The organism is Mycobacterium sp. WUMAC-067 (assembly GCF_020217485.1).
GTDB lineage: Bacteria > Actinomycetota > Actinomycetes > Mycobacteriales > Mycobacteriaceae > Mycobacterium.
In genome coordinates this window covers 105,769-117,990 of the sequence record NZ_JAEKMI010000009.1, presented here as the reverse complement: position 1 = coordinate 117,990, position 12,222 = coordinate 105,769, and the positions used below count along the sequence as shown (strand labels likewise).

Genomic DNA, 12,222 nt, shown 5'->3' with positions numbered 1-12,222 from the left:
TCGCCGCCAGCGTGGCGCAGCCGTTCAAACCGGGGAAGGACGAAGTTTTGCGCATCGGGAAGATTACGATCGGCTCACTCGATGATTGGACGCTGACACCAGGCTCGGTCACCTCTTGGCACCCGACCCCCGCGGCCACCGAAAAGGCCCGGCAGGCCCCGGTGAGTTCCGTGCCGGTCAGTTATATGCAGGGCCAACACCTTCGCAACTACCGGGAACGGACGGCTGCTGGGCTGAACTTCTCACGACAGATCATCGCCACCTGTGAGGTGGCCGGGACGTGCGACGTTCCTGCCATGAACCACGCCGTCAACACGTACCTGCGTCGGCACGACACGTTCCGCAGTTGGTTCGAGGACACCGGCGACGGAGAGTTCATCAGGCGGACCATCAGCGATCCTGCCGATATTGAATTCGCACCGATCGAGCACGGCGAGATGACGGCCGACGAAATACACGCTCACGTGGTGGCCATACCGAATCCGCTGGAATGGGGCTGCTTCACCTTCGGAATTATCCAAAGCGAGAACCATTTCACCTTCTTTGCCGCGATGGATCATGTCCACGGGGACGCGACTTTGATCGGCACCACGATGATGGAGGCCAACGGCATGTACACGGCGTTGAGCGGGGGTGGTGAGGCCCTCACTCTTCCCGATGCCGGCAGCTTCGACGATTTCTGCACCCGCGAACGCGAATACACGTCGACGTTGACCCTTGATTCGCCCGAGGTGCGCGCGTGGATTGACTTCGCCGAGAACAACAATGGGGGCTTTCCCGAATTTCCGCTGCCGCTGGGTAACCCGAAGGAATCCAGCAGCAGCACCATGACCTCCGAATTGCTGATGGACGTGGCGCAGACGGAGCGATTCGAATCGGCCTGCGCGGCGGCCGGCGCCCGCTTTGTCGGGGGCCTGTTCGCCTGCCTCGCCCTGGTCGAGCACGAATTTACCGGCGCCCTCACCTATTACGGCCTCACTCCCCGGGATTCACGCAAAGCCACCGACAATTTCATGACGCAGGGTTGGTTTACCGGGTTGATTCCGATCACCGTGCCGATAGCAGCGGCCTCGTTCGGCGATGCCGCGTGGGCGGCGCAGGCGTCTTTCGATAACAGCCTGGACATGGCGAAGGTGCCCTACTACCGCGTGTTGGAATTGGCGCCGTGGCTGCGCTGGCCGCAATCGAACTTTCCGGTGTCGAACTTCTTTCATGGCGGCGCCGCCCCCCTCAACGCCATTCTTGCTGCCGCCGACCTGGGGCTTGCGAACAATATCGGGATCTACCCCGACGGCCGGTATTCACATCAGCTGACCATTTATATATTCCGGTACGGCGAAGGCACGGTCATGGCGATCATGCATCCGGACAACCCGGTCGCCCGGAAGTCTGTCGTCCGCTACATGGAAGCGATGAAGTCGGTCTGCGTGCGGGTCGCCGGCAGCGGGAGTTGGGGACGCGTCGCGTAGCGTGGAGCACTTCGATGGCGCGTGATGCGAAATCGCGCGGTTTGACCGGGCCCGGTCGAGTGCGGCCGAGTTGCCGCCGGCCGGGGGTGAGGGCGGTATGCGACGGCTAGCCGATTTTGTGGTGCGGTGGCCCTGGGCAGTGATAGGCATCTGGGTCGCGATTGCGGTCGCGCTGCCGCTGACGTTCCCGTCGCTGGGCGAGATGGCCGAGAAGCATCCGCTCGCCATCCTGCCCAGCGATGCGCCATCGAGCGTCACCGCACGAAAGATGACCGAGGCGTTTCACGAATCGGGCTCCGAAAACCTCCTGCTGGTGGTCCTGACCAACGACAAGGGCCTGGGCCCCGCCGACGAAGCCACCTACCGCACACTGGTGGACACGCTGCGCCAGGACACGCGAGATGTCGTGATGCTGCAGGATTTCGTCAGCACACCGGCCCTGCGGTCGGTGGTGACCAGCAAAGACCACAAAGCCTGGGTGCTGCCTGTCGGCGTCGCGGGCGAATTGGGCACCCCCCACTCGTACGCCGCGTTCAACCGGATCGACGACGTCGTCAACCGCGTCGTCACCGGCACGCCGCTGACGGTGAACCTGACCGGCCCCGCGGCGACCGTCGCCGACCTCACGGTCGCGGGCGCCCGGGATCGAATGCCCATCGAGCTGGCGATCGCGATTCTGGTGCTCATCGTCCTGCTGGTGATCTACCGCAGCGCGGTCACCATGCTGCTGCCGTTGCTGACGATCGGCACATCCCTGGTTATCGCGCAGGCGGTGGTAGCGGGCTACTCCCAACTGACCGGCTCGGGCGTCTCAAACCAGTCCGTCGTCTTCCTGAGCGCCATAATGGCCGGCGCCGGAACGGATTACGCGGTCTTTCTCATCAGCCGGTATCACGACTATTTGCGGGCGGGCGCGACTTCCGACCCGGCCGTCAAACGCGCGATGTTCTCGATCGGCAAAGTGATCGCCGCATCCGCCGCCACCGTCGGGATCACGTTTCTGCTCATCAGCTTCGCCCGGATGGGGGTGTTCAAAACGGTCGGGGCGTCGGCGGCGATCGGGATCGGTGTGGCGTTCCTCGCCGCGGTGACGTTGCTGCCGGCCGTTCTGGTGCTTGCGGGGCGGCGCGGCTGGGTCAAACCCCGGCGCGAGCTGACCGCGCGCTTCTGGCGGCGTTCGGGCATCCGCATCGTGCGGCGGCCGAAGGTCAATCTGGTCGCCAGCGTGCTGGTGTTGATCATCCTGGCCAGCTGCGCGGGCCTGGTGCGCTACAACTACGACGATCGCAAGGCTTTGCGGCCTTCCGCGCCGAGCTCCATCGGGTACGCCGCGCTGGATCGCCATTTCCCGGTGAACCAGTCCATTCCGCAGTACATCCTGGTCCAATCGCCGCACGACCTGCGCACGCCCAAGGCCCTCGCGGACCTGGAACAGCTGGCGGACCGCGTCAGCCAACTGCCGAACGTCGCTGCGGTCAGCGGCATCACCCGTCCCACCGGGAATGTGCCGGAACAATTCCGGGCGACCTATCAGGCGGGCGCCATCGGCACCCTGCTGGCGGACGGGTCCACCCTGATCAAAGACCACACAGGTGACCTCAACCGACTGGTCGCCGGCGCGGGCACGTTGGCCGACAACCTCGGCAACGTGCGAGGCCAGGTCGTCGAGCTCGCCGCGAGCGTGCAGCAACTGGAGAGCGCCTTCTCGTCGGCGAAGAACCAATACAGCGGCGACGCGCTGGTGAGACAGGTCGACCTCACGGCCCAGCTCGTCGACCATGTCAACGCGATCAGCAATTCCATGGGTTGGAACTTCTCGGCGGCCAAGAACGTGTTCGCCTGGATAGGCCCGGTGCTGGCGGCGCTGCAGGGCAACCCGCGATGCGATGCCGATCCGTCGTGCAGCGACACCCGCGGGGCCTTCGAGCAGCTGGTCGGCCCGCAAAATCAGGCGGACCTCGACGCAATCAACGAGTTGGCCCATCGACTGCAGGAGTCCCCGGACAAGCGGACGCTGAAAGCGTCGACCGAGCGTGTGCGTGCCTCGCTGGCAAAGCTCACCAAGGTGTTGCACTCCATGGGGTTGGACAAACCCGGTGGCATGCAAACGAATCTGAACACTGTGCAAGACGGTGCCAACCGATTGGCCGGCGGCAGCCGCCAAGTGGCCGACGCCGTGGCTCAACTCGTCGACCAACTCAAGCAGCTCGGTAGCGGGCTCAATGAGTCAGCGGCGTTTCTGTTGTCGCTGAAACGCGACGCCGCGCATCCGGCGATGGCCGGTTTCAATATCCCACCCCAACTGCTGCAATTAGAGCAGTTCCAAAAGGCGGCCAAGGTATTCATTTCGCCGGACGGCCACTCGGTGCGGTATTTGGTTCAAACCAAACTGAATCCGTTCAGCACCGAAGCCATGGATCAGGTCAACGCGATCACCGCGGCCGCCCGGGGGGCCCAGCCGAATACCGCTTTGGCGGACGCCACGGTGTCGATGGCGGGATATACCGTCGCCCTGAAGGACACCCGTGACTACTACCAACACGATATCCGGTTCATCATCGCGGTGACGCTTATCGTCGTGCTATTCACCTTGATCGCGCTGCTGCGCGCGATTGTCGCGCCGCTGTATCTGGTTGCTTCCGTGGTCATTTCGTATTTGTCGGCGGTGGGTATCGGCGTGCTCGTGTTTCAATACCTGCTGGGTCAGCAATTGCATTGGAGTGTGCCCCCGCTGGCATTCGTGGTGTTGGTCGCGGTGGGGGCCGACTACAACATGCTGCTCGTCTCGCGAATGCGCGAGGAGTCTGGACACAGCATGCGATACGGCATCATTCGAACGCTGGGCTCGACAGGCGGTGTGATCACCGCGGCGGGTCTGATCTTCGCTGCCTCGATGTGCGGTCTCTTGTTCTCCAGCATCAACACCGTGGTCCAGGGCGGTTTCGTGATCGGGGTGGGAATTTTGCTGGACACCTTCTTGGTGCGCACCGTCACGGTTCCCGCCATCGCCGCGCTGGTAGGACGGGCGAACTGGTGGCCTTCACACGGGCGCGTACGGGCCGCAACGCGGTCACCGGACGGACGCGCCGAGCCGCAGCCCGGTTAGCACCCACACGTGATGTATGTGAGACTACGAGGCGAATCCGAGCGGTCAGGAGTAGGGATGAAGAAACTACTCGCGGGAGTGACGGCGCTGGTAACCGTCGGTGCCACAGGGTGTTTCGGCGTCAATACCGCGACGGCTGACGAGTCACCCATCGGCGGTCCGCCGACCCCGGGGGCCCCAGGCGACCAGACGGCGTTCGCCCTCGGCGGCGCTCACGTTCTGGGCATCCCCTACGACGAGTACATCCGTCAGGAGGGCGCCCAGTGGTTCCCCGGTCAGAAGCGCGAAATCGTCCGTTACCCGGCGGGGCAGGTTCAGGGGCACGTGCTGGAGCGGCTCTTCCCGGGCATCGGCAAGCTCGATGAGCAGTTCCCGGGTCTGGGTGCGGACGGCCCCAGCGTCGGCGAGTCGGTCGACGTCGGAATAGACAACCTCGATGCGGCGATCCGCACCGGCCGCCCGGGTACCGCGATCGGCTTGTCCGAGGGCGCGTTCGTGGTCGATGGCGTGCAGGCGCGGCTGGCGAATGACCCCACTGCTCCCCCGCCGGACACGCTGAATTTCGCCACGTTCGGCGACCCGATCGGGCGTCACGCCTTCGGTCAGAGCTTCCTGACCGCGATGTTCCCGGTCGGCAGCGTCGTTCCCGCACTCGACTACACGATGCCGCCGCCCTATGAGAGCCAGTACGACACAAACAGGTTCGTGGCCGCCTACGACTCGATCGCGGACTTCCCCGACCGGCCGGACAACATGTTCGCGCTCGCCAACACGCTGCTCGGCCTCGCCACCGGTCACACGGCGGTGGCCTTCACGAACCCGAGCATGGTGCCGCCGCAGAACATCAGGACGACGATCAACTCGAGGGGCGCGAAAGACACCACGATCATGGTTCCGGAAAAGCACCTTCCGCTCGTCATGCCGCTGAAATACGTCGGGATTGACGAAGGCACGCTGAACAAGCTCGACGCCATCCTGCTCCCCCGGGTGAACGCGGGCTATTCGCGAAACGACGACCCGTCGACCGCCCCGGTTCAGGTGGACCCGGTGCACGGCTTCGACCCGGCGGAGGTGACTGCGCCGGCCAACCAGGCGACCTTCGGCGGCGACGCCGACCCGCTCTCGCAGATCCTTGCCGGTGCCACGTCCGTGTTGTCGCACGGCGCAAGCGAAGTTACCGACTGAGCACGCGCCTATGTCTCAGTCATCGATCCTGTCCATGTTGCACGGACGTGCCAGCCTTCGGCCCCACGATGTGGCGTACACCTTCACCGATTACCAGCGCGACTGGGCGGGTGTGCGCGAGACGCTGACGTGGTCGCAAGTATCGCGCCGAACGCTCAACGTGGCGCGCGACCTCGGCCCGCACGGGTCGGTCGGAGACAGGGCGGTAATCCTGGCGCCCCAGGGCCTCGAGTACATCGCGGCGTTCCTGGGATCCATACAGGCCGGGCTCATCGCGGTTCCGCTGCCGCTGCCGCATCGCGGCTCGAGTCACGAGCGGGTGGCTGCGGTCCTCGCCGACACGTCGCCGTCGGTGGTTCTCACGACGTCCGACGTCGCGGAAGACGTCGCCGAATATGTCGATCAGGCACGCATGGACGACGTCCCCAAGATCGTCGAAATCGATTCGATGAACCTGGATGGCGAGGGCGAAACAAGCGTTTCGACGGATGATTTGCCCAGCGTCGCGTATTTGCAGTACAGCTCGGGTTCGACCCGCACGCCGACCGGCGTGATGATCTCGCATCGGAATCTCGAGGTGAACTTCGCGCAGTTGATGCGCGGCTTCTTCGCGGACTCGCACGTCAAAGCCCCTCCGGACGCCACGATCGTGTCGTGGTTGCCCTTCTACCACGACATGGGTCTGGTGCTGGGAGTCTGCGCACCCATCCTGAGCGGCTATCGCGGCGAGCTGACGACCCCGGTCTCGTTCCTGGAGCGGCCGGCCAGATGGATGCGATCTCTGGCCGAAAATCCCCATGCCTGGTCGGCGGCGCCCAACTTCGCCTTCGACCTGGCCGCCCGCAAAACAACCGACGGCGACCTGGCCGGGCTCGACCTCGGGCAGGTGCTGGGCATCATCAGCGGCGCCGAACGTGTCGAGCCGGCCACCTTGGAACGTTTCGTGGATCGGTTCGCGCACTTCAACTTTCGCGACCACATGGTGCGTCCGTCATATGGCTTGGCGGAGGCCACCGTGTTCGTGGCGGCCGGCACCTGGAGTGAATCAGCCGAGGCGGTTCACTTCGATGTCGCGGAATTGTCCGCCGGCCGCGCTCAACGGTGTTCGGCCGGGGCCGGCACCGAGCTGGTCAAATACAAAGTGCCGCAATCACCCACGTTGCGGATCGTCGATTCCGACACCAACCGCGAATGCCCTCAGGGCGTAGTCGGTGAAATCTGGGTGCACGGCGGCAACGTCGCCGACGGCTACTGGCGCCGACCGCCGGAGGAGCAGCGATGCTTCGGCTCAACACTGGTCGAACCGTCGCCGGGGACGCCCGACGGACCCTGGCTGAGAACCGGCGACCTCGGATTCATCCATTCCGACGAACTATTCATCGTCGGCCGCATGAAGGATCTGCTGATCATCCGGGGGCGCAACCACTATCCGGAGGACATCGAGGCGACGGTCCAAGAGATCACGGGTGGTCGGGTCGCGGCGATATCGGTCCCGGTGAACAGCACCGAGAAGCTGGTCACCGTCATCGAGCTCAAGAAGCGAGGTGACTCCAACGAGGACGCGATGCACTGGTTCACCTCGGTCAAGACCGACGTCACCTCCGCGATTTCCAACGCGCACGGCGTGAATGTCGGGGACCTCGTCCTGGTACCGCCCGGGTCCATTCCCACCACGACCAGTGGCAAGATCCGGCGCGCCGCCTGTGTGGAGCAGTACAGCCGGCACGAATTCGCCCGCTTGGACGCCTGAGCCCGGGCGGTGGACGCGCGCGCGCCGACGGGTAGCGCGCTTCGCATAATGGTTCCACCCCCGCAGCGGCAAAGGAGCCACGATGAGCACAACCAGCACTGACCGTCCCCTACGCGTCATCCAGTGGACCACCGGGAACATCGGGCGGCGGTCGCTGCATGCCATCATCGGGCGGCCCGACATGGAACTGGTCGGGGTGTACGCGCACGGCGAGGACAAGGTCGGGGTGGACGCCGCCGAACTGGCGGGCTGGCCGCAGCCGACCGGGGTGAAGGCCACCAACGACATCGATGCGCTGATCGCCCTGGGCGCCGACGCGTGTTGCTACAACCCGTTGTGGCCCAACATCGATGAGCTGGTGCGGCTGCTGGAATCGGGAGTCAACGTGTGCACGAGCGCGGCCTGGATCACCGGCGGCAAGCAGACGCCGGAGGACCGTCGACGCATCGAGGACGCCTGCCAGAAGGGCGATTCGACGATCTTCGGCAGCGGCGCGCACCCGGGCATGACCAACATGGTCGGCATGGCGCTGTCCGCCTCGTGCGAGCGCGTCGACGAGATCCGGATCACCGAGTCGGTGGACTGCTCGACCTACGAATCGGCGGAAACCCAAACCGCGATGGGGTTCTCGCAAGACCCCGACACCCCGGGGCTGGCCGAAAGCGTACGACGGGAGAGCGAGGTCTTCGCCGAGTCGGCCGCGATGATGGCCGACGCGATCGGGGCGAAGCTGGACAAGATGACCTTCGACGTCACGTTCACGGCGGCGACCGGCGACTCGGATCTAGGGTTCATGAAAATTCCGGCCGGGACCGTCGGCAGCGTCTACGGCTACCACCGGGGCTGGGTCGGCGACCGTAACGTCGTCAGCGTCGGGTTCAACTGGACCATGGGCAGCCATGTCGTCCCGCCCAAACCGCTCGAGCACGGGCACGTCATTCAGGTGTTCGGGCTGCCCAACATGCGCACGGTGCTGCACTGCCTGCCGCCCAAGGATTGGACGGAGCCCGGGTTCATGGGATTGGGAATGATCTACACCGCCATGCCTGTGACCAATGCCGTCCCGGCGGTGGTGGCGGCCCGGCCCGGCATCGTGACGCTGGCGGATTTGCCGCCGGTGACCGGCCGTCTCGCCCAGTAACGGCTATGCCGTTCGCCACACCCGGCGGCCCCGAGGAGGAACGCTTGCGTGCACTATGGTTAGGATGCCTAGCTGAGCAAATTTTCCGTTGACATCCGTGTCGTCGGCGATGGTTGGTGAGCTTTGCGGCAAGGCCCGAAGCGGTGGGCGAAAGGCGGTCAGGTGATGGCTGATCCGAAAACAAGTCCTCGCCCCGGCATCGCGACCCGCGTGCTGAAAAATGGGTGGATACCGCTGCTGCTGGTCGTCGTTCTGGCTTTGTCTGCACTCGTGGTGTCGCGGCTGCACAAGCTCTTCGGCTCGGAAGATCTCAACGCGAACGCCGGCAAGGGGATCGAAATCGTGCAGTTCAACCCGAAGGTCGTCGTCTACGAGATTTCCGGCGCCCCGGGCACCACGGCGAACATCAACTACTGGGACGAGAACGCCAACACGCATCAGGTCAACAACGCCCCGCTGCCCTGGTCGACGACGATCTCGACCACGCTGCCCTCGGTGAGCGCCAACATCATGGCGCAAAGCGACGGCCCGACGATCAATTGCAAGATCACCGTGGACGGCGTCGTCCGCGACAACCAGAACTCCGACGGCCATAACGCCCAGACCTTCTGCCTGGTGAAGTCCGCATGAGCAATGTGAACAACGAGACCGATTCCGGCGCCAGAAGCGCCGAAGACGACGCAGCCACCGGCCCGATCAGCACTCGCGGCCTGTCGAAGGCCGAGCGCGGCCACCGCCCCTACCTCCCCCACGCGATCCGCATCTTTGCGATCCCGATCATCCTGGGCTGGGTAGCGATCACCGTCTTGGTGAACGTCCTGGTCCCCTCCCTGGAAGTGGTCGGCGAGGCGCATTCGGCGCCAATGACTCCGCTGGACGCGCCGTCGATGAAGGCGATGATGCGCCTGGGCAGTAACTTCCACGAATTCAACTCGAACAGCACCGTGATGATCGTCCTGGAGGGTCAGCAGCCGCTGGGCCCGGACGCGCACAAGTACTACGACAAGCTGATCCGAGACCTGCGCAAGGATCCCGCGCACATCCAGCACATCCAGGACTTCTGGGGCGACCGCCTGACCGCTGCGGGAGCGCAGAGCGCCGACGCCAAGGGCGCGTACGTGCAGGTGAACCTCGCCGGTAATCAGGGCACCACGCAGGCCAACGACTCCGTGGACGCCGTCCGCAAGGTGATCGAGGAGAACAAGGCGCCACCCGGCGTGAAGGCCTATGTCACCGGCCCCGCGGCGCTGTCCGACGACATGCACATCATCGGTAACGCCAGCCTGGCCAAGATCACGCTGTTCACCCTGGGCGCGATCGCGATCATGCTGCTGCTGGTCTACCGGTCGATCGTCACGACGCTGATCCAGCTTTTCATGACCTTCGTGGCGCTGGCGTGTGCGCGGGGCGTCGTCGCGGTTCTGGCCTATAACAACGCATTCGGGCTCACCACGTTCGCCGCCAACATCCTCACCATGCTGGCGATCGCGGCGGGAACTGACTACGGCATCTTCCTCGTCGGGCGATATCAAGAAGCCTTGGCCGCCGGTGAGGACCGAGAAACGGCTTACTACACCACATTCAAGGGCGTCGCCCCGGTCGTCCTGGGCTCTGGGCTGACGATCGCGGGAGCGACCTACTGCCTGAGTTTTACCCGCCTGCCCTGGTTCAACACCATGGGCGCGCCGGTGGCGATCGGCATGCTGGTCGTGGTGCTCGCCGGGCTTTCCCTCGGCCCCGCGGTCGTCTTCATCGGCAGTCGCTTCCACTTCTTCGAAAGGCAGGCGAAGCGAGGGCGACTGTGGCGCCGGGTGGGCACCGCGGTAGTGCGTTGGCCCGCACCGATTTTGGCCGTCAGCGCCGCCATCGTCCTGGTCGGCATGGTGGCACTGCCGGGCTTCAAGCCCAGCTACAACGACCGTCACTACCTGCCGTTGTCAGCCCCCGCCAATCAAGGGCAAGAAGCCGCGAATCGGCACTTCTCCGAAGCGCGGATGAACCCCGACTTGTTGATGGTCGAATCCAACCATGACATGCGAAACCCGGCCGACATGCTGGTGTTGGACAGAGTGGCGAAAAACGAGATGCGCACGCTCGGCATCGCCATGGTTCAGGACATCACGAGGCCGCTGGGCATCCCGATTCAGCACAGCTCGATTCCGTTCCAGAACAGCGTCCAGAGCCAGACGACGATGCAGAACATGGGCTTTCTCAAGGAGCGCATGAACGACATCCTCAAAATGGCCGATGACTTGCAGACCCAAATCGACACCACGCAGCGCCAATACGAGGTGTCGCTCGATTTGGCCAACGCGGCCGACGACAGCGCCAAGACCACGCAGGTGACGTCGCAGATCACCGACAGCCTGCGCGACCACATCGCCGATTTCGACGACACGTTCCGGCCGGTCCGCACGTACTTCTACTGGGAGAAGCACTGCTACGACATTCCCGTGTGTATCGGGCTGCGATCTTTGTTCGACACGTTCGACGGGTTCGACCAATTGGCCGAGCAGTTCCACTATTTGACGACCGACATCACGCACACCGCCAAAGCGTCACGCGACCTGACCGAGCTGTTTCCCACGCTGATCGCCACTTTGAAAACGACCAGGGGCATCACGCTGACGCTCTATCAGACGTTCAAGGCGATGATCGACCAGATGGAGGCGATGAGCAACACCGGGATCGTCATGGGGCAGAGCTTTGATCAGTCGAAGAACGACGACTTCTTCTACCTGCCACCAGAAGCCTTTGATAACCCCGACTTCCAGACGGGTCTGCGCATGTTCTTGTCGCCGGACGGTAAGTCGGCGCGATTCTTCATCACCCACCAGGACGATCCGATGACGCCGGAGGGAATTGAACGGGTGGCGGCCGAACGCACCGCCGCGCAGGAGGCGCTGAAGCAATCCTCGCTGGCCGACGCCAAGGTGTACCTCGGCGGAACCGCCGCGACGTTCAAGGACATGGCTGACGGTGAGAAGTACGACCTGATGATCGCCGTCATCGCGTCACTGACGCTGATCTTCATGATCATGCTGCTGCTGACACGAAGCGTGGTGGCCGCACTGGTCATCGTCGGCACCGCTGCCAGCTCGATCGCGGCGTCTTTCGGTCTGTCCGTGCTGATTTGGCAGGATTTGTTCGGCATCAATATCCACTGGATCGTGATGGCGCTGGCGGTCATCATCCTGCTGGCGGTCGGATCCGACTACAACCTGCTGCTGGTGTCCCGGTTCAGGGAAGAGATCCATCACGGCCTCAAGACCGGGATCATCCGGTCGATGGCCGGGACCGGTGGGGTGGTGACGGCCGCGGGTCTGGTGTTCGCGTTCACCATGGCGTCCATGCTGGGAAGCGATCTGCGCGTGCTCGGTCAGTTCGGGTCGACGGTCTGCATCGGTCTGCTGCTCGACACGCTGATCGTGCGCACGCTGCTGATGCCGTCGATCGCCACCCTGCTCGGGCGGTGGTTCTGGTGGCCGCAGGTCGTGCACCCGCGCGGGGACAACGCGCGACGGCCGGTGAGCGCCTAGGCCGTTGGTGGCGACCCGCAGTGCCCGGCTAC

Annotated in this window: 7 protein-coding genes; all 7 read left to right on the top strand. The window is 64.3% G+C overall.

The window, feature by feature from the left end; all coding sequences use genetic code 11:
• Positions 1–47 precede the first annotated feature (47 nt).
• Positions 48–1,469, top strand: coding sequence for a condensation domain-containing protein (locus tag JF781_RS08920; RefSeq protein ID WP_225327172.1), 1,422 nt, complete (start codon positions 48–50; stop codon positions 1,467–1,469).
• A gap of 97 nt (positions 1,470–1,566) precedes the next feature.
• Positions 1,567–4,575 carry an RND family transporter gene (locus JF781_RS08915; protein ID WP_225327134.1) on the top strand — a complete coding sequence of 1,003 codons (3,009 nt, stop codon included), beginning with the start codon at positions 1,567–1,569 and terminating at the stop codon, positions 4,573–4,575.
• 57 nt (positions 4,576–4,632) lie between these two features.
• On the top strand, positions 4,633–5,760 hold the full coding sequence (pe, locus tag JF781_RS08910) for an acyltransferase PE (protein ID WP_225327133.1): 1,128 nt from the start codon (positions 4,633–4,635) through the stop codon (positions 5,758–5,760).
• A gap of 10 nt (positions 5,761–5,770) precedes the next feature.
• The gene (locus JF781_RS08905; protein ID WP_225327132.1) at positions 5,771–7,510 is read left to right on the top strand and encodes an AMP-binding protein; all 1,740 of its coding nucleotides are present in this window, start codon (positions 5,771–5,773) and stop codon (positions 7,508–7,510) included.
• Between the two features lie 82 nt (positions 7,511–7,592).
• The gene (locus JF781_RS08900; protein WP_225327131.1) at positions 7,593–8,651 is read left to right on the top strand and encodes a dihydrodipicolinate reductase; all 1,059 of its coding nucleotides are present in this window, start codon (positions 7,593–7,595) and stop codon (positions 8,649–8,651) included.
• A 165-nt stretch (positions 8,652–8,816) separates the two neighbouring features.
• Positions 8,817–9,281, top strand: a complete 465-nt coding sequence (locus JF781_RS08895; RefSeq protein WP_225327130.1) for an MmpS family transport accessory protein — start codon at positions 8,817–8,819, stop codon at positions 9,279–9,281.
• Positions 9,278–12,190, top strand: coding sequence for an RND family transporter (locus JF781_RS08890; protein WP_225327129.1), 2,913 nt, complete (start codon positions 9,278–9,280; stop codon positions 12,188–12,190). The genes JF781_RS08895 and JF781_RS08890 overlap by 4 nt, the downstream gene beginning before the upstream one ends.
• Positions 12,191–12,222 lie beyond the last annotated feature (32 nt).

Excerpts from the sequence above, each read along its gene's own strand:
- JF781_RS08890 (WP_225327129.1), top strand. The coding sequence starts at position 9,278 with ATGAGCAATGTGAACAACGAGACCGATTCCGGCGCCAGAAGCGCCGAA.
- pe (WP_225327133.1), top strand. The coding sequence starts at position 4,633 with ATGAAGAAACTACTCGCGGGAGTGACGGCGCTGGTAACCGTCGGTGCC.
- JF781_RS08900 (WP_225327131.1), top strand. The coding sequence starts at position 7,593 with ATGAGCACAACCAGCACTGACCGTCCCCTACGCGTCATCCAGTGGACC.
- JF781_RS08905 (WP_225327132.1), top strand. The coding sequence starts at position 5,771 with ATGTCTCAGTCATCGATCCTGTCCATGTTGCACGGACGTGCCAGCCTT.
- JF781_RS08915 (WP_225327134.1), top strand. The coding sequence starts at position 1,567 with ATGCGACGGCTAGCCGATTTTGTGGTGCGGTGGCCCTGGGCAGTGATA.
- JF781_RS08895 (WP_225327130.1), top strand. The coding sequence starts at position 8,817 with ATGGCTGATCCGAAAACAAGTCCTCGCCCCGGCATCGCGACCCGCGTG.